The sequence below is a fragment of the Pseudomonas shahriarae genome, assembly GCF_014268455.2.
Classification (GTDB): domain Bacteria; phylum Pseudomonadota; class Gammaproteobacteria; order Pseudomonadales; family Pseudomonadaceae; genus Aquipseudomonas; species Aquipseudomonas shahriarae.
Genome location: NZ_CP077085.1, coordinates 4,451,836 through 4,473,231, shown reverse-complemented (window position 1 = coordinate 4,473,231; position 21,396 = coordinate 4,451,836). Strand labels below are relative to the sequence as shown.

Here is a 21,396-nt window from a genome sequence, read left to right as displayed (position 1 = left end):
GAGCTGGCTTGCCTGCGATGGCATCGCCTCGGTCCTCCTGATACACCGCAGTGCCTGCATCGCAGGCAAGCCCGCTCCTACATGGGTTCTGCGTTCGGCTTGATAACCAAGCAAGCGCTTGGTAAGTTCGCTCCATCTCTGCATGGAGCTTGCCGATGTCTGCCTACCAGGAATATTTCGACCCCAGTCACCAATTGGTCCGCGACAGCGTGCGCCGTTTTGTCGAGCGCGAGATTCTGCCGGGCATCGAGCAATGGGAGGAGGCCGAACACTTCCCCCGCGAGCTGTACCTCAAGGCCGGCGCGGCGGGGATTCTCGGCATTGGCTACCCTGAAGCCCTGGGCGGCAGCCATGAGGGCGACCTGTTCGCCAAGGTCGCCGCCAGCGAAGAGCTGATGCGTTGTGGCTCCGGTGGTGTAGTGGCGGGGCTGGGCTCGCTGGATATCGGCCTGCCGCCCGTCGTCAAATGGGCGCGCCCCGCAGTGCGCGAGCGCGTGGCCCCGCAGGTGCTGTCCGGTGAGAAGATCATGGCCCTGGCCGTCACCGAGCCCGGTGGCGGCTCCGACGTGGCCAGCCTGCAAACCCGTGCGGTGCGCGATGGCGATTGTTATCGGGTCAGTGGCAGCAAGACTTTTATCACCAGTGGCGCACGCGCCGACTACTACACCGTCGCCGTGCGTACCGGCGGGCCTGGCTTTGCCGGCATCAGCCTGTTATTGATCGAGAAGGACACGCCTGGCTTCACCGTCGGCCAGCCGCTGAAGAAGATGGGCTGGTGGGCGTCGGACACTGCCGAGCTGTTCTTCGATGATTGCCAGGTGCCGGTGGGTAATCTGATCGGCGGCGAAAACATGGGCTTTGCCTGCATCATGGGCAACTTCCAGAGCGAGCGCCTGGCCCTGGCATTAATGGCCAATATGACCGCGCAGATGGCCCTGGAAGAGAGCCTGAAGTGGGCTGCGCAGCGGCAGGCCTTTGGCAAGCCGATTGGCAAGTTCCAGGTGCTCAAGCACCGCCTGGCGGAGATGGCCACGGCGGTCGAGGTTTCCCGCGAGTTCACTTACCGCCAGGCGGCGAAGATGGCGGCGGGCAAGAGCGTGATCAAGGAGATCTCCATGGCCAAGAACCTGGCCACCGACACCGCCGACCGCGTGACGTATGACGCGGTGCAGATCCTGGGTGGCCTGGGCTATATGCGCGGCAGCCTGGTGGAGCGGCTATACCGCGACAATCGGATTTTGTCGATTGGCGGCGGGACCCGGGAGGTGATGAATGAAATCATCAGTAAGCAGATGGGGTTGTGATTGAGGGGGCTCCCACCTTTGAATGGGTTCACAAATCAAAATGTGGGCTTGCCCGCGATGAAGCCCACAAGACCCGCGCAAATTACCGCTCAGTCAACCCAAACTGCGTCAAACAGAACGTAGGAATTCCCATATCCTCCAGACGCTGCGAGCCGCCCAACTCCGGCAGGTCAATAATCGCCGCCGCCTCAAAAATCCGCGCGCCCATGCGCCGCGTCAGGTTCGCTGCAGCAATCAAGGTGCCACCGGTGGCGATCAAGTCATCGAACATCAACACCGAATCCCCTTCACACAGGCTGTCGGCGTGCACTTCGAGGAAGGCTTCGCCGTATTCGGTCTGATAGCCCTCGGACAGCACGTCCGCTGGCAGCTTGCCTTGCTTGCGGAAGAGGATCAGCGGCTTGTTCAGTTGGTAGGCAATCACCGAACCGATCAAAAAGCCCCGGGCGTCCATCGCGCCGATATGGCTGAACTCGGCTTCGACGTAGCGGTGGATAAAGGTGTCGGCCACCAGGCGCATGGCCTTGGGCGACTGGAACAGCGGCGTGATATCACGAAAGATCACCCCAGGCTTGGGGAAGTCGATGACGGGGCGAATCAGGGATTTGATGTCGAAGGCGTCGAAAGTCATCGTCGGGAGTCCTGGGCGCAAAGACCCAGCAGTATACCTGCGGCCTCGCCGGTTGGCTTGGCCACAAGTGTCGCGCCCCTCGTGCGCCGATCAGCCGTCGAGGGAGCCGCCGGCCAGCGCGCAGAGCTGGATCGGGTCGAGGATGTGCACTTCCTTGCCCTCGGCGGCAATCAGTTCGTTCTGCTGGAAGCGCGTGAACACCCGGGACACGGTTTCTACCGCCAGGCCCAGGTAATTGCCGATTTCGTTGCGCGACATGCTCAGGCGGAACTGATTGGCCGAGAAACCACGGGCGCGGAAGCGCGCCGACAGGTTGACCAGGAAGGTGGCAATCCGTTCGTCGGCGGTTTTCTTCGACAGCAACAGCATCATTTGCTGGTCGTCCCGGATTTCCCGGCTCATCACTCGCATCAACTGGCGGCGCAACTGCGGCAATTGCAGGGCCAGTTCATCCAGGCGTTCGAAGGGAATCTCGCACACCGACGTGGTTTCCAGGGCCTGGGCCGACACCGGGTGGATCTCGGTGTCCATGCCCGATAGGCCGACCAGCTCGCTGGGCAGGTGGAAACCGGTGATTTGCTCTTCGCCACTATCGCTCAGGCTGAACGTCTTCAAGGCGCCCGAGCGTACTGCATAGACGGAATCGAACTTGTCGCCCTGGCGAAACAGAAACTCGCCTTTCTTCAGTGGGCGACCACGTTTAACGATTTCGTCCAGCGCATCCATGTCTTCCAGATTCAGCGAAAGTGGCAAGCAGAGGGGAGCCAGGCTGCAATCCTTGCAGTGAGCCTGGCTATGAGCGCGCAGTTTAACTGGCTCGGACATTTCTTAAATCCTTGTGGGAAAACACACATAAGACGTAAGGGTACCGCACTGAGGGACTATCAAGCCAGCCTGTACAAAAAACCGGCAGAGATATAAAGATTTTTACCCGGTGGCCGATGAACTGCTAACGACCAAGAGCTTGGAGGCTCACGATATGCTTTCCATCGACGGCAATCTTCCGTCCCGCACCACTGTGCCGACGCTGCTTGAACCGAAAAAAACCAGCACCGTGGGCGCCGGTACCGAATCAACGGCGCTGGGTGAAACCCAGCCTGCCGAAGGCGTGAGCGTGACCTTTTCCGGTGCGTCGCTGAAGGCTGCCAGCGCCGAGAAGACGGCCAACGATGATATCGAAGAAAGCGGGCTGGACGAGAACGTGCAGAAACTGCTGAAAATGATTCGCCAGTTGAAGCAGCAGATCGCGGAAAAGATGGCAGAGATGTCGGCGATCATGTCCGACAAGCGCCTCAGCCCGGAGCAGGTCCTGGCGAAACTGAGCGGCGTGCAATCGGCGCTGGGCGGCTTGCAAGCCTCGCTGACCGGCGCCTATGCGTCGTTGAGCGAAGCGATGAAGAACCTGAGCGCCGAAGACGCGGTGAAGGCCGCCTCGTTGATGGCCAAGTAACCCGGCTCAGATCACCCGTGAAAAGCGCTGCCTATTCTGTTGCTCCAGATAGGCATCGAACACCATGCACACCGAGCGCACCAACAGGCGCCCGGCTGGCAGCACCCGGATTCCCTTGGCGTTGAGTTCGATCAGGCCGTCTCCGGCCATTACTTCGAGTTGCGGCCAGAGCTCGGCGAAATAACCGCGAAAATCCACGGTGAAGGCCTGCTCGATGCTGTCGAAGTCCAGGCTGAAGTGACAGATCAGCTGTTGGATCACCGCCCCTCGTAAACGATCGTCCGCCTTGCACAGCAGGCCGCGACTGGTGGCCAGTTGCGCGCCGGCCAGGGCATTCTGGTAATGACTCAGGTCGCTGCTGTTCTGGCAGTACAAGTCACCAATCTGACTGATGGCCGAAACGCCGAGCCCGATCAAATCGCAATGACCGTGGGTGGTGTAGCCCTGGAAATTGCGTTGCAGGGTGCCCTCTTCCTGGGCGATGGCCAGTTCGTCGTCGGGCAGGGCGAAGTGGTCCATGCCGATGTAGGTGTAGCCGGCGGCTGTCAGCTGCTCGATGGTTTCCTGCAGCATCTGCAACTTGACGGCGGGAGCCGGCAGGTCTTCGCTGTTGATCCGTCGCTGGGGCAGGAAGCGTTCCGGCAGGTGGGCATAGTTGAATACGGACAGGCGGTCGGGTTGCAGGCTGATGACTTCGGCCACCGTGTGGGCGAAATGCTCGGGGGTCTGCTTGGGCAGGCCGTAGATCAGGTCAATGTTGATCGAGCGAAACTGCAGGGTGCGCGCGGCGTCAATCACCGCGCGGGTCTCTTCCAAGCTTTGCAGGCGATTGACCGCCCGTTGCACCTCGGGGTCCAGGTCCTGCACGCCGATGCTCACACGGTTAAAGCCCAGTTCACGCAACAGGCCCATGGTGGCCCAGTCGGCTTCCCGTGGGTCGATCTCAATGCCGTAGTCGCCGGAATCGTCATCCAGCAGGTTGAAGTGTTGGCGCAGTTGCGCCATCAGTTGGCGCAATTCGTCGTGGCTGAGAAAGGTCGGGGTGCCGCCGCCAAAATGCAGCTGTTGCACCTGTTGGTGGGGGTCCAGGTGGCAGGCCACCAGTTGAATCTCTTGCTCCAGGCGCTGCAGGTAGGCCTGGGCGCGACCGCGGTCCTTGGTAATGACTTTGTTGCAGGCGCAGTAGTAGCAGATGTTCGCGCAGAACGGCACGTGCACATACAGCGACAGCGGGCGCACGGCCTTGCGGCTGTCGCGCAGGGCGTGCAGCAGGTCAAAGGTGCCGACCTGGCTGGTGAATTGTACGGCGGTGGGGTAGGAGGTGTAGCGCGGTCCTGCCAGGTCGTAGCGATGAATCAGATCAGTGTCCCAACGAATGGCGTCGAGCATGCGGGCGTTCCCCGGATTGGCTAGTGGGCCGAGTCTAGGGGCATGGCTGGGCGGTCATCTTGATTTGTATCAACGGGGAGCGGCGCTATGCCACATGGCCTTTTAGTGGCCCATCAGCCAGTGCTGATGGGGCCCGGGTAGGGTCCAGATACCGAACACAATCACCAGCAGGCCGCCGGCCATGCGCACACTGCGCTTGCGTAACAGCGCGGTGACGCGCTCCGCCGCCAGCCCGGTGGCGAGCAGTACCGGCCAGGTGCCGAGGCCAAAAGCGAGCATCAGCAACCCGCTGTCCACGGCGTTGCCCTGGCTGGCCGCCCACAACAAGGTGCTGTAGACCAGGCCGCACGGCAACCAGCCCCACAGCGCGCCCAGCAGCAGGGCGCGGGGCAGGCTGGACACCGGTAGCAAACGGTTGGCAAACGGCTGGATATGCCGCCACAGGCCGCGCCCGAGGCTTTCGATACGGGTCAGGCCGCTCCACCAGCCGGCCAGGTACAAGCCCATGCTGATCAGTAGCAGGCCGGCCAGGATGCGCATGAACATCGCCGCCGGGCTGTTGGCCACGGCCCAGCCGGCCAGGCCGATCAATACGCCGGCGGCGGCATAGCTGAGGATGCGTCCCAGGTTGTACGCCAGCAGCAGGCGAAACCGCCGGCTGCGCTGTTCCGGGGGGATGGCCAGGGTCAATGCGCCCATCAGGCCGCCGCACATCCCCAGGCAATGGCCGCCGCCCAGCAGGCCGAGGATCAGCGCGGAAACCAGCAGCGGCGCGAGGTCAAGCATGGGGCGGCGCCGGCTCGTCAGGCTTGGCCGGTGGCTGCGGGTGGCTGCTGGCCTCGTCGACAGCGGCCAGGTGCTTGGGATCCTGGTCGTCGAACAGCACGCTGTGGGCCGGCCCGTCGAGGTCGTCATACTGGCCGCTGTCCACCGCCCAGAAGAAGATGTAGATAGCGATGGCGACGATCAGCAGCGCCGCGGGAATCATTACGTAAAGAGCTGGCATCGCTACTCCATGCCCGCGCGGCTCAAGCCGGCAGCGGGCGGTGCTGTGGGGTGGTGCTCGCGGCACTGGCGCGCGGCAGGCGCGTCAGGCGCAGGGCGTTGAGGACCACGGTCAACGAACTGAGGGACATGCCGATCGCGGCCCAGATCGGCGTGATCCAACCGAGGGCGGCGAACGGCAACATCAGGCCATTGTACAGCCCGGCCCACAGCAGGTTTTCAATGATTACCCGGCGCGTACGCCGCGCCAGGCTGAACGCTTGCACCAGGGCATCCAGGCGGTTGGACAGCAGCACCGCGTCGGCGCTGGTTTTTGCCAGGTCAGTGGCCGAGCCCATGGCCACGCTGATATCCGCCGCGGCCAATACCGGCACGTCATTCACGCCGTCACCAAGCATCAACACCTTGCGGCCTTCCTTGTGCAACTGTTGCAGCACTTGCAGCTTGTCATCCGGGCGCAGGCCGCCACGGGCTTCATCAATCCCCAATTCGGCGGCGACGCTGGCGACCATTGGCGAGCTGTCGCCCGATAGCAGCAAGGTACGCCAGCCCCGCGCCTTGCACGCGGCCAGCAGTGCCGGCGCATCGCTGCGCAGGCGATCATCCAGGACAAACCAGGCCAGTGCGCCGCCAGTATCGCCCAGCAGCAGCCATTGGCCAGCGTCTTGCGGCGAATCGGGAATCGCGCAGCCGCTTAATTCACAGACGAAACCGGGCTGGCCGATCCGCAGCAGGCGTTCACCGACCCGGCCTTCGAGCCCCAGGCCGGGGGTGCTGAGCACTTCATCAGCCGCCAGCGGGGCGCGGCCGAAGGCCCGGGCAATCGGGTGTTCGGAGCGGTTTTCGAGGGCGGCGGCCAGGGCCAGGGCCAAGTCGCTGCTCATGCTGCCCAGTGGCCGGATGGCGCGCAGGGCCAGGCGGCCCTCGGTGAGGGTGCCGGTCTTGTCGAAAATCACTGTGTCGATCTGGTTCAAGCCTTCCAGCACATGGCCTCGGGTCAGCAACAGGCCGAGTTTGTGCAGGGTGCCGGTGGCGGCAGTCAAGGCGGTGGGGGTTGCCAGGGACAAGGCGCATGGGCAAGTCGCCACTAGCATTGCCAGGACAATCCAGAACGCCCGCGAGGGGTCCAGTTCCCACCACAGCAGGCCAATCACGGCGGCGGCGATCAGCGAGCAAAGCAGGAACCATTGCGCGGCGCGGTCGGCGATCTCGGCCAGGCGTGGCTTTTCGGCCTGGGCCCGCTCCAGCAGGCGCACGATGGCCGACAGGCGGGTGTCATGGCCCAGGGCGCGCACTTCCACGGTCAGCGCGCCTTCGACGTTGAGAGTGCCGGCGGTGACGCTATCGCCGGCTTGTCGCGGTTGTGGCAGGTATTCGCCGGTGAGCAGGGATTCATCAATGCTCGACTGGCCATCCAGGATCACCCCATCAGCCGGCAGGATCGCACCCGGATGCACCAGCACCCGGTCGCCCAGGGCCAATTCGGTGAGCAGGATGCGTTCGCTCTGGCCATCGCCTTTGAGGCGCAGGCACGAGGCCGGCAGCAGGTTGACCAGTTGCGCAGTGGCGGCGGCGGTGCGTTCTCGGGCGCGGCGCTCCAGGTAGCGCCCGGCCAGCAGGAACAGGGCGAACATGCCTACGGCATCGAAATACAACTCGCCCACCCCCGTGATGGCGGTCCAGATGCCCGCCAGGTAAGCGCCGCCAATGGCCAATGACACCGAGACATCCATGGTCAGGTGGCGGGTGCGCAGGTCGCGCATGGCGCCCTTGAAAAACGGTGCGCAGCTGTAGAACACAATGGGGGTGGTCAGAAACAGCGCGACCCAGCGCAGGATCACGTGCAGCTCGGGGCTCAGGTCGATATTGAATTCCGGCCAGGTGGCCATGGTCGCCATCATCGCCTGGAACCACAGCAAGCCGGCGACCCCGAGTTGGCGCAGGGCCAGGCGGTTTTCGCTGGCCAGTTGTTCGGCGGCGCGGTCGGCCTGATACGGGTGAGCGGCGTAGCCAATCTGGCGCAGCTCGCTGAGCACCTGGCTCAACGGCAATTGCGCGTCGGCCCAGCGCACATGCAGGCGATGGTTGGACAGGTTCAGCCGCGCCTCGGCCACGGCCGGCAGGCTGCGCAGGTGTTTTTCGATCAACCAGCCACAAGCGGCGCAACTGATGCCTTCCATCAACAGGGTGGCTTCGGCCAGGTCGCCGTCGTGGCGCACGAAGGGCTTTTGCACATCGGCGCGGTCGTACAGCGCCAATTCGTCGACCAGTTGCACCGGCAAGGCTTCGGGGTTGGCCGAGGCTTCACTGCGGTGCTGGTAGTAGCTTTCCAGCCCGCCCGCGACAATTGCCTCGGCCACCGCCTGGCAACCCGGGCAGCAGAGCTCGCGGGGCTCGCCGAGGATCACCGCGGTGAAGCGGTTGCCGGGCGGGACGGGGAGGGCGCAGTGGTAGCAGGGGGTTGGGGTGGTCATGGCTTTGGATCTGTGTGGGCAGGGAGGGCCTCATCGCGGGCAAGCCTGCTCCCTCTGTAGGAGCAGGCTTGTCCGCGATGCGCGAAGAGCAGGTTTTCAGTTCTTCAGGTCTTCAGCACCCTGCAACGGCTCGTCACCCAACTTCAAGTCGGTGCCATGGCTGACTTCTTCCTCTTCAAACATACGCCACGTACGGTCGCCTTCGACCCCCAGCAGCTCGACGAAGCGGCGGCCTTCGACCTTGTCGGTCACCTGGCCGATATAACGCCCCGGCTCGCTCTGGCTGCGGGTGAGCACGACCTTGCGGTCTTTCTCCGGCTGGGTCGGCGAAATCAGGTTCAGTTCCAGAGTGGTCGGCCCGCTGTTGCCCGTGAGAAACAGCTCCACTTCCCCGGTCAGTTCATCCAGGTGCAGGGTGGCGCGCATTTGCAGGGTCTGGGCCAGCAATTCGCGGTCCAGGGAGCGGTTGATGCCTTTGCCGGCCTCGTAGTAGTTGTCGTTGACCAGGTTGTCCGGGTTGTTCACCGCGATGGTCACCATGGACAAGGTCAACGTCACCGAGCAGGCCAGGATGGCAATGATGATCCAGGGCCAGAGGTGCTTGTACCAGGGGCTTGCGGCAGTTGCTACGGGCATTGTTCTGCTCTCTTTTAACGAATTTGTGGGCCGATGAATCGGCTCTTGGCTTCAACGTGGACGCTGTCATCGTCAGCATCCTTGAGGATGAATTTCACCTCGTTGGTGCTCGATGGCATTTGTTCCGGCGCGCTCGACAGCTCCACCGGCATGGTGAAGATTTCCCCGGCGGCGACCTTGATTTCGCGCTTGCCTTGTAGCTTGAGGTCCGGCAGGCCGCTGGCGTCCAGCGCGTAGGTGTGATCGCGCTGGTCCTTGTTCATGATTTTCAGGCTGTAGACGTTCTCGATCCGCCCTTCGGCGTTTTCGCGGTACAGCACGCGGTCCTTGCTGACGTCGAAACCCACCAGCGAACGCATGAAGAACGCCGTGGCCAGCAGGGTGATCATCGCCAGCAGCACCAGCGCATAGCCGATCAGGCGCGGACGCAACTTGTGGGTCTTTTGCCCCGACAGGTTATGTTCGGTGGTGTAGCTGATCAACCCACGAGGGTAGTCCATCTTGTCCATGATCGTGTCGCAAGCGTCGATACAGGCCGCGCAGCCAATGCACTCAATCTGCAGGCCGTCACGGATGTCGATCCCGGTGGGGCAGACCTGTACGCACATGGTGCAGTCGATGCAATCCCCCAGGCCCAGGGCCTTGTAGTCCACGCCTTTCTTGCGCGGGCCTCGGGCTTCGCCGCGACGCGGGTCATAGGAAACGATCAGGGTGTCTTTGTCGAACATCACGCTCTGGAAGCGCGCATACGGACACATGTAGATGCACACTTGCTCACGCAGCCAGCCGGCGTTGCCGTAAGTGGCGAGGGTGAAGAAGCCAACCCAGAAGTACGACCAGCCATCGGCCTGGCCGGTGAAGAACTCGAAGACCAGTTCGCGAATCGGCGAGAAGTAGCCGACAAAGGTCATGCCGGTGACAAAACCGATCAGCAGCCACAGCGTGTGCTTGCTGAGTTTACGCAGGAACTTGTTGGCGCTCATCGGCGCCTTGTCCAGCTTGATCCGCTGGTTGCGGTCGCCTTCGGTGACCTTTTCGCACCACATGTAGATCCAGGTCCACACGCTTTGCGGGCAGGTGTAGCCGCACCAGATACGCCCGGCGTACACGGTGATAAAGAACAGGCCGAACGCCGAGATGATCAGGATGCCCGACAGCAGGATGAAGTCCTGGGGCCAGAATGTCGCACCGAAAATGAAGAACTTGCGCTCTGGCAGGTTCCACCAGACGGCCTGGTGTCCGCCCCAGTTCAGCCATACCGTACCGAAGTACAGCAGGAACAGGCCGGCACCGCCGAGCATCCGCAGATTGCGGAACATCCCGGTGAAGGCTCGAGTGTAGATTTTCTCCCGCGAGGCGTAGAGATCGACAGTGTTGCTGGTTTTTTTGGCAGGCGGGGTAACGTCGTGTACCGGAATCTGATCGCTCATCATTGCATCCCACGGCAGTGGAGATTTGCCTCGGCCAGTACGTGCCAACCGGGGTCAAAATAGGGGTCTAGCAGTGGCGCAATGATACGCCTGTAGTACGGGTGAACGGGTGCGACCTTTGGTCGCGTTGGGGGAAATCAATTGATGGTGTACGTGACTTGAATCAATTGACAGGAGGAGTATGGACGGTTTTTCAGGGCTCGAAGGTCATTGGTCCCACGGGTTGATCAGTTTCACGCCGCTGCTTTGGAAGTCGGCGACATTGCGGGTGACCACGGTCAGGCCATGAACCAGAGCGGTTGCGGCGATCAGCGCATCACCTTCGTTAGCGCGATCTGGCACATGCAGGCTGGCGCAGCGCAAGGCCACGGCAGCGTCAATTGGCAGGATCCTGGCATCGAAGGCCGGCATGACATGGCGTTTGAGCCAGGTGCGCAAGACCTTGCCCTGCGCGGGGTCACGGCGTTCCATTCGCAGCACCCCAGTCTCCAGTTCCTTCAAGGTAATCGCCGAAATATACAGGCGTGGCGCAGCGACGGTTTTGGCCCACGCCACCACATTTTTGTCGGCTTGGGGTTTGCGTAACTCGGAAATGACATTGGTATCGAGCAGATACATCAAGAGAGGTCCACGGGTCGATGGATAATTACGGCACGTTCGGTTTCAAACTCGATATCCGCCGCTTCGGGCATCACCAACAGGTCAACAATATCGGCGTTGATGCCTGTCAATTTTTGGTAGTCCTCAATACTTAGCAGCACATGAGCAGGCTTGCCTCGGTCGGTAATAAAAACCGGTCCTTGGCGCGCGGCTTTTTTGGCACCGCTTGTGTCTTGGTTGAATTCGCGGCTGGAGATTGTCGTGATAGTCATGGGGCGCCTCCCAGCGGGATGGGGGAATGTAGTTACGTTACTACGGCGCAGTTGCAAGCTACAAGCAGTCGATGCGCTTCACTGGAAACAAAAAAGCCCCGTCAGCATGCGCTATACGGGGCTTTCTCTTGCGGCTTGCAGCTTACTTCTGTTCTTGCTGCTCTTGCTGCTCTTTGTGCGACAGGCTGTAAACATACGCCGCCAGCAAGTGCACCTTGTCGTTACCTTGCAGTTGCTCCTGCGCAGGCATCTGGCCCTGGCGGCCGTAACGGATGGTCTGCTGCAGTTGGGCGAAGCTGGAACCGTAGATGAACGCGCCCGGGTGGGTCAGGTCAGGTGCGCCCATCGCTGGCGTACCTTTACCGGCCGGGCCGTGGCAGGCCACGCAGTTGGCGGCGAAGAGTTTCTCGCCGTTGGCCACGTCGGCCTTGGCGCCTTCCGGCAGCTTGCGGCCATCGAGGTTGGTCAGCACAAAGCCGGCCACGTCGGCCACGCCTTGTTCGCCGATGACTTCAGACCAGCCCGGCATCACCGCATGGCGGCCGGCCATGATGCTGGCCTTGATGGTCTCCGGCTCGCCGCCCCAGCGCCAGTCGGCGTCGGTCAGGTTGGGGAAGCCGTAGGCACCCTTGGCGTCGGAGCCGTGGCAGACCGAGCAGTTGGAGGCGAACAGGCGGCCCCCCATCTTCAGGGCTTGCGGGTCCTTGGCTACTTCCTCAATGGGCATGGCCGCAAATTTGGCGAAGATCGGCCCAAACTTGGCGTCCGAGCGTGCCATTTCCTTTTCCCACTCGTGCACGCCGGTCCAGCCGGTCTGGCCGTTGGCGAATGGGGTTTGCTTGTCATTATCGAGGTAGGCATAGCCCGGCAGCAGGCCTTTCCAGTTGCCCAGGCCCGGGTACAGCACCAGGTAACCCAGGGCAAACACGATGGTGCCGACGAACAGCATGAACCACCACTTTGGCAGTGGGTTGTCGTATTCCTCGATGCCATCGAACGAGTGACCAACTGTCTCGTCCGTTTGCTCGGCGCGCTGGCCCTTGCGGGTCGACAGCAGCAGCCAGGTCAGGGCAAAAATGGTACCCAGACTGAGGACTGTGACGTACAGACTCCAGAACGTAGTCATTCTTTGTTACTCCTAGAAGCTTGCTCGACGTGCTTGATGGCTTCGGGATCATCCGCAAAAGGCAGCAAGGTCGCGTCTTCAAACTCTGACTTGCGCTTGGGGCTGAATACCCACAACGCCAGACCGATAAAGGCCACCATCACGACAACGGTGCCCAGGCCTCGAATCATCCCGATATCCATTCAGATCACCGTTTGCTTTTGATGATGGTGCCCAGGCCTTGCAGGTAGGCCACCAGCGCGTCCATTTCGGTCTTGCCCTTGACGGCTGCCTGGGCACCGGCGATGTCTTCGTCGGTGTAGGGCACGCCGAGGGTGCGCAAGACTTCCATTTTCTTGGCGGTGTCTTTGCCGTCGAGCTTGTTTTCCACGAGGAACGGGTACGCCGGCATTTTCGATTCGGGCACTACGTTGCGCGGGTTGTACAAGTGCGCACGCTGCCAGTCATCGGAGTAACGACCGCCAACACGGGCCAGGTCCGGACCAGTACGCTTGGAACCCCACAGGAACGGGTGGTCCCACACGCTTTCACCGGCGACCGAGTAGTGGCCGTAGCGTTCGGTTTCGGCACGGAACGGGCGGATCATCTGCGAGTGGCAGCCGACGCAGCCGTTGGCGATGTAGACATCGCGGCCTTCCAGTTCAAGGGCGGTACGCGGCTTCATGCCTTCGACCGGCTTGTTGGTCACGTCCTGGAAAAACAGCGGAACGATCTGGGTCAGGCCGCCGATACTCACGGCGATGACCATGAAGAAGGCCAGCAGGCCGATATTCTTCTCGACTACTTCGTGCTTCATCAGTGAGCTCCCACGACGGCGATCTTGGTGGCGGCTTCAGCCTCTACAGGGTTGGAAGCACGCACGGTGCGCCATACGTTGTAGGCCATGAACAGCATGCCGCTGGCAAAGAACGCACCACCGAGGGCGCGGACGATGAAACCAGGATGGCTGGCTTGCAGCGCTTCGACGAAGGAATAGGTGAGGGTGCCGTCGTCGTTGATCGCACGCCACATCAGGCCCTGGGTGATGCCGTTGACCCACATCGAGGCGATGTAGAGCACGGTGCCGATAGTGGCCAGCCAGAAGTGGGTGTTGATCAGGCTGGTGCTGTGCATCTGCGCCCGGCCATACAGCTTGGGAATCATGTGGTATAGCGCGCCGATGGAAATCATCGCTACCCAGCCGAGAGCGCCGGCGTGTACGTGGCCGATGGTCCAATCGGTGTAGTGAGACAGCGAGTTGACGGTCTTGATGGCCATCATCGGGCCTTCGAAGGTCGACATGCCGTAGAACGCCAGCGACACCACCAGAAAGCGCAGGATCGGGTCGGTGCGCAGCTTATGCCAGGCGCCCGACAGGGTCATCATGCCGTTGATCATGCCGCCCCAGCTCGGAGCCAGCAGGATGATCGACATGGCCATGCCCAGGGACTGTGCCCAATCCGGCAGTGCGGTGTAGTGCAGGTGGTGCGGGCCGGCCCAGATATACAGGGTGATCAGTGCCCAGAAGTGCACGATGGACAGGCGATAGGAGTAGATCGGACGCTCGGCCTGTTTCGGCACGAAGTAGTACATCATCCCCAGAAAGCCCGTGGTCAGGAAGAACCCTACGGCGTTGTGGCCGTACCACCACTGGATCATCGCATCGGTCGCACCGGCGTAGGCCGAGTAGGACTTGAAGAAACTCACCGGCAACGAGGCGTGGTTGACGATGTGCAGCATCGCCGTCACGACGATGAATGCGCCGTAGAACCAGTTGCCAACGTAGATGTGCTTGGTCTTGCGCTTGACGATGGTGCCAAAGAACACGATGCCGTAGGTCACCCAGACGATCGCCAGAAGGATGGCAAGGGGCCATTCCAATTCCGCGTATTCCTTGGTGGTGGTGAAGCCCATTGGCAGGGTGATGATGGCGCCCACGATAACCGCTTGCCAGCCCCAGAAGGTGAAGGCGGCGAGACCGTCGGAAATCAGTCGCGTCTGGCAGGTTCGCTGCACGACATAGTAGGAAGTGGCAAACAGTGCACATCCGCCGAAGGCGAAGATCACCAGGTTGGTGTGCAGCGGGCGTAGGCGTCCAAACGTCGTCCATGGCAGGTCGAAGTTCAACTCCGGCCAGACCAGTTGCGAGGCGATGAAGACACCGAGCCCCATGCCAAGGATCCCCCAGACCACCGTCATGATGGCGAACTGGCGGACTACCTTATAGTTATAAGCAGTCGGACTGATTGCTGTGCTCATTCTAAGGTTCCACGGTTTAGGTGTTTTATTAGGATAAAAATCGGTCGCAAGTATGGAGAAAGCGGGGTGCCATTGCAACGTAACGCTGACCTGCGTCAATGCTTTACAAACCAGATTCTGCGCCCTTTCCATGTTTGGCGTAAGGACAAAATCAAAAATGAAAAGCTGACGGGTTGGACAGGAATTTTGCAGGGGTGCAGGCACTTGCGCGCAGGTCTGGGCAAACAAGCTGGCGCAGTGACGAATGGTCAATGGCGTGACAGCCGGTAACTGTCAGCCTTTGCGCCTGTCACCTTGCTTGAATGTCAGACTCATCGCGTGCAAGTCGGTCTGCGACCGCTCAACACCGGTCTACTGTCGGAACAAGCGTAGACCCGAATGGCGGGAGGGGAAAGGTGTGCTTTAGAAGGGTGCGACAATGGGGCGCAGGGGAGCAGCGGTGAGTGGCAAGTCTGGAGCGGGAAAGGGGGGGAGGGCTGCAAGAGCCGAGTTGAGAACTCTTCTCTTGCAGCTTGTAGCGTGAAGCTTACTTCTGCTCTTTTTGCGACAGGCTGTAGACGTAGGCCGCCAGCAGGTGGACCTTGTCGTTGCCTTGCAGTGCTTCCTGCGCCGGCATCTGGCCTTGGCGACCGTGACGGATGGTCTGTTGCAACTGCGCCAGGCTGGTGCCGTAGATGAAGCCGGCAGGTTGCGTCAGGTTCGGCGCGCCCATGGCTTCTACACCGTGGCCCTCTGGGCCGTGGCAGGCCACGCAAGTGGTGCTGAACGCTTGCTGGCCGGCGACCAGGTCAACCTTGCTGTCAGCCGGCAGCGGCAACTTGGCCAGGTCGTGGCGTACATAGGCAGCGACGTTTTTCACACCGTCTTCGCCCAGCACTTCACCCCAGGCCGGCATTGCAGCGTGGCGACCGTTCATGATGGTCAGCTTGATTGCGTCCGCCGAACCACCCCAGCGCCAGTTGTCGTCCGCCAGGTTCGGGAAGCCATAGGCGCCCTTGGCATCGGAGCCGTGGCACACCGCGCAGTTGGAGGCAAACAGGCGACCGCCCATTTTCAGCGCTTGTGGGTCTTTGGCGACCTCTTCCACGGGCATGGCTGCGAATTTGGCGAAGATCGGCCCGAACTTGGCGTCGGCCCTGGCCATTTCCTTGTCCCATTCCTTGGTCTGGGTCCAGCCGTCTTCATAGCCCGGCAAGACACCTTTCCAGTTGCCCAGGCCCGGATAGAGGATCAGGTAGCCGACGGCAAATACCAGGGTGCCGGCGAACAACATGAACCACCATTGGGGCAGAGGGTTGTCGTACTCCTCAATCCCGTCGAAGGCGTGGCCCATGGTCTGGTCGACGCTGCCCTTGGTCTCGCCCTTGCGGGTGCCGAACAACAGCCAGGTCAGGCCGATCAGGCTGCCGAGGGTCAGTACACAGATCCATGTACTCCAAAAGGTAGTCATGGCCGAATGCTCCTTGTTACAGGCTCTTCTTGAGCGTCGGATGGGGTGCCGGTGGCGTCAGGCTTAGGCTCATCGGCAAATGGCAGCAGGCAGGCCTCGGCGAACTCCGGGTTGCGCTTGGAGTTGAACACCCACAGCGACAGGCCGATGAAGGCAATTGCCACCACCAGCGTGCCGAGGCCGCGGATCATTCCGGTATCCAGTTCAAAACCCATGGTTCACCTCTTGCTCTTGATTGCAGTGCCGAGCACTTGCAGGTAGGAGACCAGAGCGTCCATTTCGGTCTTGCCCTTGAGGCTGTCCACGGCGGCGGTGATGTCCGCGTCGGTGTACGGCACGCCGAGGGTGCGCATGACCTTGAGCTTGGTTTCGGTGTGGCTGCTGTCGACCTGGGCGGTGACCAGCCATGGATAGGCCGGCATCTTCGACTCAGGCACGACGTTGCGCGGGTTGTACAAGTGCGCGCGGTGCCAGTCGTCGGAGTAGCGTGCACCTACCCGGGCCAGGTCCGGACCGGTACGCTTGGAGCCCCACAGGAACGGGTGGTCCCACACGCTTTCGCCGGCGACCGAGTAGTGGCCGTAGCGTTCGGTTTCGGCGCGGAACGGCCGGATCATTTGCGAGTGGCACTGTACGCAGCCTTCGCGGATGTAGATGTCACGGCCTTCCAGTTGCAGCGCGGTGTAGGGCTTCATGCCTTCGACCGGCTTGTTGGTGACGTCCTGGAAGAACAGCGGGACGATCTGCGTCAGGCCACCGATACTCACGGCAAGCACCATCAGCAGCATCAGCAGGCCGACGTTCTTTTCAATCGTTTCGTGTTTCATCATCGACTCCTCAGGCCATCTGCGCCGCAGCGGCTACTTCGGCAGGTTGTGCCGAACGCACGGTGCGCCAAGTGTTGTAAGCCATCAGGAACATGCCGCTGAGGAAGATTGCACCACCCACCAAACGCACGATGAAGCCTGGGTGGCTGGCCACCAGGGTTTCGACGAAGGAGTAGGTCAAGGTGCCGTCTTCGTTGACTGCACGCCACATCAGGCCCTGGGCAATGCCGTTGACCCACATCGAAGCGATGTAGAGCACGGTGCCGATAGTGGCCAGCCAGAAGTGCGCGTTGATCAGGCCGAGGCTGTACATCTGCTCGCGACCGAAGACTTTCGGGATCATGTGGTACAGCGCGCCGATGGAAATCATCGCCACCCAACCCAGAGCGCCGGCGTGTACGTGGCCGATGGTCCAGTCGGTGTAGTGGGACAGGGCGTTGACCGTCTTGATCGCCATCATCGGACCTTCAAAGGTCGACATGCCGTAGAACGCCAGCGATACAACGAGGAAGCGCAGGATCGGGTCGCTGCGCAGCTTATGCCAGGCGCCCGAGAGGGTCATCATGCCGTTGATCATGCCGCCCCAGCTTGGCGCCAGCAGAACCAGCGACATCACCATGCCCAGGGACTGTGCCCAGTCCGGCAGCGCGGTGTAGTGCAAGTGGTGCGGACCGGCCCAGATGTACAGGGTGATCAGTGCCCAGAAGTGCACGATGGACAAGCGATAGGAGTAAACCGGACGCTCGGCCTGTTTCGGCACGAAGTAGTACATCATCCCCAGGAAGCCTGCAGTGAGGAAGAAACCTACGGCGTTATGGCCGTACCACCACTGCACCATGGCATCCGTCGCACCGCCGTACAGCGAGTAGGACTTGGTCAGGCTGACCGGGATTTCCAGGTTGTTGACGATATGCAGGATCGCTACGGTGATGATGAACGCACCGAAGAACCAGTTACCGACGTAGATATGCTTGGTGTTGCGCTTGGCCACGGTGCCGAAGAACACGATGGCATAGGCGACCCAGACAATGGTGATCAGGATGTCGATCGGCCATTCCAGCTCGGCGTATTCCTTGGAACTGGTATAGCCCAGTGGCAAGCTGATTGCCGCCAGCAGGATCACCAATTGCCAGCCCCAGAAGCAGAACGCGGCGACTTTCGGCGCGAACAGCTGGGTCTGGCAGGTGCGTTGCACCGCGTAGAAGGAGCTGGCAAACAGCGCGCAGCCACCAAACGCGAAAATCACCGCGTTGGTGTGCAGTGGGCGCAATCGACCGAAACTGGTCCAAGGCAGGTTGAAGTTGAGTTCGGGCCATACCAACTGGGCAGCGAGAAAAACCCCGAGCCCCATGCCGACGATGCCCCACACCACCGTCATAATGGCGAATTGGCGGACCACCTTGTAGTTATAGGCGGTACTTAAAGTAGTGTTCATGGTTCCCCATCCACGGTTCAACCCAAGCAGATGCAGCACTTGGGCTGGAGTTATAGGCAGACTAAAAAGCGAGGCAAGCATGGGCAAAGAGCACAAGGCCAGTATTGACGGGGATCAATGGGCGCAGTGTGTGGGTGAATACGGTTGGTTGTGGAATGCAGCCACGCGCGAGGGCGCTGGCCCATCACCCACGCTGATCCTGGCCCACGGTGCTGGCGCGCCGATGGACTCCGGCTTTATGGACGACATGGCTGCACGCCTTGCCGGGCATGGCGTGAACGTATTGCGCTTCGAGTTTCCCTACATGGCCCAGCGCCGTGTGGACGGGGGCAGGCGCCCACCGAATCCGGCTCCAAAGCTGCTGGAATGCTGGCGCGAGGTATATGCCCAGGTGCGACGTCATGTCGCTGGGCCTTTGGCTATTGGCGGCAAGTCCATGGGCGGGCGGATGGCCAGTTTATTGGCCGATGAATTGGCGGCTGATGCACTGGTGTGTCTGGGGTATCCGTTCTACGCGGTGGGCAAGCCAGAGAAGCCACGGGTCGAGCATCTGGCTGGGCTGAAGACCCCGACCTTGATTGTGCAGGGCGAACGCGATGCGCTGGGCAATCGGGCGGCGGTGGAGGGGTATGTGCTGTCGCCGAGCATCGAGGTGATGTGGCTGGTGGCGGGGGATCATGATTTGAAGCCGTTGAAGGCTTCGGGGTTTAGTCATGCGCAGCATTTGGAGGCTGCGGCGGGGAAGGTGGTTGGGTTTTTAGGTGCGTGTTAGTGCTTCATAGCGGTAAGGCAGTTCACTTTGATGGTTCGTAAACGACTGCTGTTCAAAATCACGTGTTTTATCCCCCCCGGTCAACTACTGGGCAAGTAATGTTGTCGCACGATTTTCGGTGCTCCGACTATGGCGCACGGGACGATGGTGTGAAGAGAGAGGCGATCATTGATCGCCTCTGGTCCTTATTTTACTGAGATGAAATCAGGAGTTTTACCTTCTGATAAATAGAGTTTTCCGATTTGCTCTGAGCCGGCCATGCTCAAATGCCCGAAGTCAAAATATATAGGGTTTCCATTGAGATATGCTGAACAGATTCCTTGTTTACAAATATAATCTCTAAGGCTGAATGTAGATACATTGCTGTATTTATTGGCAATGGTTATAATTTCATTATTTAACTCGGTTTCCCCAGTGTCAGCATACCTCCCTCGATCAATACAGTTCATGTAGGGAATTTTGATCGCTTTGGAATCACACGTTCTATCATAGTCCTTAAAAATAGGGACCTTAAGACTTATGACAATGGTTTTACCCGTTGCTGACATCTCTTTTATCAGATTTTCAATGTCGGAAATATAAGTTTTGCTTCGGTATTTATAGCCTTCCCAGTCTGCACCTATAATAATAGTTTCAAATGCTGGCAAGTATTCCCTTATTTGTTTGTTGAATTCTTCGCAAGAGTCGCGAGATCCCTCTGTCACATAGGGTCGACTCTTGTTTCCAGATAAAGGTATGCAAGAATTGTGGGATATGTTGCGCATGGTGATTTTCTTACTTTCGGCAACGGTTTTCCAATATCCAACAAAATGAGCAGCATTTGAATCACCGAAGATCAAAACACTTGGTTTCTGGTCGATTGGACCAATGATGCAATGCTTGGAATCTATCAGGTCTTTGTTGAATTCAGCAAACTGGCAGTTGTAGTTGTAACGATAAGCAGCTTTAGTTTGGTTGAAGTGAGACAAGATTTTGGAGTGGTACCCTGCTGGTGAAAACTCCTTAATAAGCCCCTTGCTACCTATTGCATGGTAGGATATCGCTACGGTTAAAGCCGCAGAAAGCGAAACGGCCATTGATTTAAAGTTTATAATTTTTTTTGCTGGTCGTCTAAAAGGTACTTCAATAAAATAATATGACATCAGTGTTGCCATAATTATTAAAAACCCACAGATCACGTAGCCTGTACCTCCAGGCTGTCCATAGGCATATCGATAAAATGCTAAGATAGGCCAGTGCCAAAGGTAAAGTGAAAATGATAAAAGACCAATAAATGTTAAAGGACGTAGAGAAAGTATGCAGCCAACAACTGTCTTGGTAACAGCGCCGCCAAGAATTATTGCGGCGACGCCTAAAGACGGAATTAGAGAGATAAGTCCTGGAAAGCCATGAGATTCGCTAATGAACACAATTGACCCTGCGACAGCGAGCAATCCTATCATTGCCAAGGCTTGAGCAGCAGTTCGACTTATACGGTGCTTCCAAGATTCGCTCGCGAAAAAAGCAAGAGCTCCAATCAAAAGTTCGCCAGCCCGTGAAGGGAGCATGTAATAAGCAAACGATGCATCAGATTCTAGTTTGCTTTCGCCATATAGAAACGAAACAGTCGCTATTAATAGTGCGGCACTTATTACGCCGTTTCGGCCCCCGATTCTGAAAATAAAGAAAATCAGGGCTGGCCAGACGAGATAAAATTGTTCTTCTACGCCAAGTGACCACATGTGAAGAAGTGGAACCATATCAGCAGATGCCGCGAAGTACCCGGTATCCAAGAATTTCCAGAAGTAAATATTCGCGACTGAAAGTGTGGAGGCTATTGAGGAGTATGCAAGCTCTTCAATATCCATTGGAACCATGAATGCAAGCCCAAAGATAGTCGTTATGAGAATAAGAAATAGTGCGGCTGGAAGAATTCTTCGGGCTCTCCGAATATAAAATTCAGTAAATGTAAACGCTTCTGTGGATATTTGTCTGAATATAATTCCTGTGATCAAATAACCTGAAATCACGAAGAAAATGTCGACGCCGATGAATCCGCCTGGTAACCATTCCTTATTAAAGTGAAAAATCACTACGGCCAGGACAGCCAAGGCCCGGAGCCCGTCGATGTCGGGACGGTAGGCAAGAATTTTATTGCTCATACGTTCTCTTTCTTCCACAGACCGAGGGTAAATTAATTCGTCGTGAATTCTACAAGTGAACCTCATGCCTGTCAGGGTTTGATTGCATTTTTTGAAATAAATTTTAACTGAGGTGCGTTTTGTTAGTGACCTCATTATGGTTTACAGGTGGGAGTGCGAAAGCTTCGGTCACTTTGTTTTTTTATAAAAATTATTATATGCGTAATTTTTCTTCGT

22 protein-coding genes are annotated in these 21,396 nt (G+C 59.2%); 3 read left to right on the top strand and 19 right to left on the bottom strand.

The features are described 5' to 3' along the window. Window positions 1–155: 155 nt before the first annotated feature. Entirely contained in the window at window positions 156–1,304 is a 1,149-nt protein-coding gene (locus HU773_RS19835; protein WP_057439497.1) for an acyl-CoA dehydrogenase family protein, read from the top strand. 82 nt (window positions 1,305–1,386) lie between these two features. Here the strand turns inward: HU773_RS19835 and HU773_RS19830 are convergent, their stop codons facing one another. After that, window positions 1,387–1,935 carry an adenine phosphoribosyltransferase gene (locus HU773_RS19830; protein WP_057439496.1) on the bottom strand — a complete coding sequence of 183 codons (549 nt, stop codon included), beginning with the start codon at window positions 1,933–1,935 and terminating at the stop codon, window positions 1,387–1,389. Window positions 1,936–2,025: 90 nt separating this feature from the next. After that, the gene (fnr, locus tag HU773_RS19825) at window positions 2,026–2,760 is read right to left on the bottom strand and encodes a fumarate/nitrate reduction transcriptional regulator Fnr (RefSeq protein ID WP_032863348.1); all 735 of its coding nucleotides are present in this window, start codon (window positions 2,758–2,760) and stop codon (window positions 2,026–2,028) included. Between the two features lie 154 nt (window positions 2,761–2,914). Between fnr and HU773_RS19820 the strand changes: the two genes are divergently transcribed. Further along, complete coding sequence (locus tag HU773_RS19820) at window positions 2,915–3,385, top strand: hypothetical protein (RefSeq protein WP_057960322.1); 471 nt, start codon at window positions 2,915–2,917, stop codon at window positions 3,383–3,385. 6 nt (window positions 3,386–3,391) lie between these two features. On the opposite strand, the gene hemN is transcribed toward HU773_RS19820, so the two are convergent. The 16 genes from hemN to ccoN (HU773_RS19740) form a co-directional block, all read right to left on the bottom strand. After that, the gene (gene hemN, locus HU773_RS19815; protein ID WP_057960321.1) at window positions 3,392–4,774 is read right to left on the bottom strand and encodes an oxygen-independent coproporphyrinogen III oxidase; all 1,383 of its coding nucleotides are present in this window, start codon (window positions 4,772–4,774) and stop codon (window positions 3,392–3,394) included. A gap of 102 nt (window positions 4,775–4,876) precedes the next feature. After that, window positions 4,877–5,560, bottom strand: a complete 684-nt coding sequence (locus HU773_RS19810) for a sulfite exporter TauE/SafE family protein (protein WP_057439492.1) — start codon at window positions 5,558–5,560, stop codon at window positions 4,877–4,879. After that, window positions 5,553–5,780, bottom strand: a complete 228-nt coding sequence (gene ccoS / locus HU773_RS19805) for a cbb3-type cytochrome oxidase assembly protein CcoS (RefSeq protein ID WP_057960320.1) — start codon at window positions 5,778–5,780, stop codon at window positions 5,553–5,555. The genes HU773_RS19810 and ccoS overlap by 8 nt, the downstream gene beginning before the upstream one ends. Window positions 5,781–5,802: 22 nt before the next feature. Further along, complete coding sequence (locus HU773_RS19800; RefSeq protein WP_186625613.1) at window positions 5,803–8,253, bottom strand: heavy metal translocating P-type ATPase; 2,451 nt, start codon at window positions 8,251–8,253, stop codon at window positions 5,803–5,805. A gap of 96 nt (window positions 8,254–8,349) precedes the next feature. Continuing rightward, the gene (locus tag HU773_RS19795; protein WP_057960318.1) at window positions 8,350–8,889 is read right to left on the bottom strand and encodes a FixH family protein; all 540 of its coding nucleotides are present in this window, start codon (window positions 8,887–8,889) and stop codon (window positions 8,350–8,352) included. A 14-nt stretch (window positions 8,890–8,903) separates the two neighbouring features. Beyond that, window positions 8,904–10,319, bottom strand: coding sequence for a cytochrome c oxidase accessory protein CcoG (ccoG, locus tag HU773_RS19790; protein WP_186625611.1), 1,416 nt, complete (start codon window positions 10,317–10,319; stop codon window positions 8,904–8,906). A 207-nt stretch (window positions 10,320–10,526) separates the two neighbouring features. Continuing rightward, window positions 10,527–10,937 carry a type II toxin-antitoxin system VapC family toxin gene (locus HU773_RS19785; RefSeq protein ID WP_057439489.1) on the bottom strand — a complete coding sequence of 137 codons (411 nt, stop codon included), beginning with the start codon at window positions 10,935–10,937 and terminating at the stop codon, window positions 10,527–10,529. Next, complete coding sequence (locus HU773_RS19780) at window positions 10,937–11,191, bottom strand: type II toxin-antitoxin system Phd/YefM family antitoxin (protein WP_029300038.1); 255 nt, start codon at window positions 11,189–11,191, stop codon at window positions 10,937–10,939. The genes HU773_RS19785 and HU773_RS19780 overlap by 1 nt, the downstream gene beginning before the upstream one ends. Before the next feature lie 142 nt (window positions 11,192–11,333). After that, window positions 11,334–12,317, bottom strand: coding sequence for a cytochrome-c oxidase, cbb3-type subunit III (gene ccoP / locus HU773_RS19775; protein WP_186625609.1), 984 nt, complete (start codon window positions 12,315–12,317; stop codon window positions 11,334–11,336). Then, a complete protein-coding gene (locus HU773_RS19770) occupies window positions 12,314–12,499 on the bottom strand; it encodes a CcoQ/FixQ family Cbb3-type cytochrome c oxidase assembly chaperone (RefSeq protein WP_003175465.1) in 186 nt (61 codons plus the stop codon). The genes ccoP (HU773_RS19775) and HU773_RS19770 overlap by 4 nt, the downstream gene beginning before the upstream one ends. A gap of 5 nt (window positions 12,500–12,504) precedes the next feature. Further along, window positions 12,505–13,113: a cytochrome-c oxidase, cbb3-type subunit II gene (gene ccoO, locus HU773_RS19765; protein WP_029300047.1), complete on the bottom strand. Its 609-nt coding sequence runs from the start codon at window positions 13,111–13,113 to the stop codon at window positions 12,505–12,507. Next, window positions 13,113–14,555 carry a cytochrome-c oxidase, cbb3-type subunit I gene (ccoN, locus tag HU773_RS19760; RefSeq protein ID WP_057439486.1) on the bottom strand — a complete coding sequence of 481 codons (1,443 nt, stop codon included), beginning with the start codon at window positions 14,553–14,555 and terminating at the stop codon, window positions 13,113–13,115. The genes ccoO (HU773_RS19765) and ccoN (HU773_RS19760) overlap by 1 nt, the downstream gene beginning before the upstream one ends. Window positions 14,556–15,081: 526 nt before the next feature. Beyond that, the gene (gene ccoP, locus HU773_RS19755) at window positions 15,082–16,005 is read right to left on the bottom strand and encodes a cytochrome-c oxidase, cbb3-type subunit III (protein ID WP_128592861.1); all 924 of its coding nucleotides are present in this window, start codon (window positions 16,003–16,005) and stop codon (window positions 15,082–15,084) included. Beyond that, complete coding sequence (locus HU773_RS19750; protein ID WP_057439484.1) at window positions 16,002–16,220, bottom strand: cbb3-type cytochrome oxidase subunit 3; 219 nt, start codon at window positions 16,218–16,220, stop codon at window positions 16,002–16,004. Before HU773_RS19750 ends, ccoP (HU773_RS19755) begins: the two co-directional genes overlap by 4 nt. A gap of 3 nt (window positions 16,221–16,223) precedes the next feature. After that, window positions 16,224–16,832: a cytochrome-c oxidase, cbb3-type subunit II gene (gene ccoO, locus HU773_RS19745; RefSeq protein ID WP_029300055.1), complete on the bottom strand. Its 609-nt coding sequence runs from the start codon at window positions 16,830–16,832 to the stop codon at window positions 16,224–16,226. A gap of 10 nt (window positions 16,833–16,842) precedes the next feature. Continuing rightward, on the bottom strand, window positions 16,843–18,267 hold the full coding sequence (gene ccoN / locus HU773_RS19740; RefSeq protein ID WP_029300057.1) for a cytochrome-c oxidase, cbb3-type subunit I: 1,425 nt from the start codon (window positions 18,265–18,267) through the stop codon (window positions 16,843–16,845). A gap of 79 nt (window positions 18,268–18,346) precedes the next feature. Here ccoN (HU773_RS19740) and HU773_RS19735 point away from each other — a divergent pair, with 79 nt between their 5' ends. After that, window positions 18,347–19,039, top strand: a complete 693-nt coding sequence (locus HU773_RS19735; protein WP_186625607.1) for an alpha/beta family hydrolase — start codon at window positions 18,347–18,349, stop codon at window positions 19,037–19,039. Window positions 19,040–19,224: 185 nt separating this feature from the next. Here HU773_RS19735 and HU773_RS19730 read toward each other — a convergent pair whose 3' ends face one another. Then, complete coding sequence (locus HU773_RS19730; RefSeq protein WP_186625605.1) at window positions 19,225–21,180, bottom strand: acyltransferase family protein; 1,956 nt, start codon at window positions 21,178–21,180, stop codon at window positions 19,225–19,227. Window positions 21,181–21,396 lie beyond the last annotated feature (216 nt).

Coding starts and splice junctions, on each gene's coding strand:
- HU773_RS19835 (WP_057439497.1), top strand. CDS start 156: ATGTCTGCCTACCAGGAATATTTCGACCCCAGTCACCAATTGGTCCGC.
- HU773_RS19830 (WP_057439496.1), bottom strand. CDS start 1,935: ATGACTTTCGACGCCTTCGACATCAAATCCCTGATTCGCCCCGTCATC.
- fnr (WP_032863348.1), bottom strand. CDS start 2,760: ATGTCCGAGCCAGTTAAACTGCGCGCTCATAGCCAGGCTCACTGCAAG.
- HU773_RS19820 (WP_057960322.1), top strand. CDS start 2,915: ATGCTTTCCATCGACGGCAATCTTCCGTCCCGCACCACTGTGCCGACG.
- hemN (WP_057960321.1), bottom strand. CDS start 4,774: ATGCTCGACGCCATTCGTTGGGACACTGATCTGATTCATCGCTACGAC.
- HU773_RS19810 (WP_057439492.1), bottom strand. CDS start 5,560: ATGCTTGACCTCGCGCCGCTGCTGGTTTCCGCGCTGATCCTCGGCCTG.
- ccoS (WP_057960320.1), bottom strand. CDS start 5,780: ATGCCAGCTCTTTACGTAATGATTCCCGCGGCGCTGCTGATCGTCGCC.
- HU773_RS19800 (WP_186625613.1), bottom strand. CDS start 8,253: ATGACCACCCCAACCCCCTGCTACCACTGCGCCCTCCCCGTCCCGCCC.
- HU773_RS19795 (WP_057960318.1), bottom strand. CDS start 8,889: ATGCCCGTAGCAACTGCCGCAAGCCCCTGGTACAAGCACCTCTGGCCC.
- ccoG (WP_186625611.1), bottom strand. CDS start 10,319: ATGAGCGATCAGATTCCGGTACACGACGTTACCCCGCCTGCCAAAAAA.
- HU773_RS19785 (WP_057439489.1), bottom strand. CDS start 10,937: ATGTATCTGCTCGATACCAATGTCATTTCCGAGTTACGCAAACCCCAA.
- HU773_RS19780 (WP_029300038.1), bottom strand. CDS start 11,191: ATGACTATCACGACAATCTCCAGCCGCGAATTCAACCAAGACACAAGC.
- ccoP (WP_186625609.1), bottom strand. CDS start 12,317: ATGACTACGTTCTGGAGTCTGTACGTCACAGTCCTCAGTCTGGGTACC.
- HU773_RS19770 (WP_003175465.1), bottom strand. CDS start 12,499: ATGGATATCGGGATGATTCGAGGCCTGGGCACCGTTGTCGTGATGGTG.
- ccoO (WP_029300047.1), bottom strand. CDS start 13,113: ATGAAGCACGAAGTAGTCGAGAAGAATATCGGCCTGCTGGCCTTCTTC.
- ccoN (WP_057439486.1), bottom strand. CDS start 14,555: ATGAGCACAGCAATCAGTCCGACTGCTTATAACTATAAGGTAGTCCGC.
- ccoP (WP_128592861.1), bottom strand. CDS start 16,005: ATGACTACCTTTTGGAGTACATGGATCTGTGTACTGACCCTCGGCAGC.
- HU773_RS19750 (WP_057439484.1), bottom strand. CDS start 16,220: ATGGGTTTTGAACTGGATACCGGAATGATCCGCGGCCTCGGCACGCTG.
- ccoO (WP_029300055.1), bottom strand. CDS start 16,832: ATGAAACACGAAACGATTGAAAAGAACGTCGGCCTGCTGATGCTGCTG.
- ccoN (WP_029300057.1), bottom strand. CDS start 18,267: ATGAACACTACTTTAAGTACCGCCTATAACTACAAGGTGGTCCGCCAA.
- HU773_RS19735 (WP_186625607.1), top strand. CDS start 18,347: ATGGGCAAAGAGCACAAGGCCAGTATTGACGGGGATCAATGGGCGCAG.
- HU773_RS19730 (WP_186625605.1), bottom strand. CDS start 21,180: ATGAGCAATAAAATTCTTGCCTACCGTCCCGACATCGACGGGCTCCGG.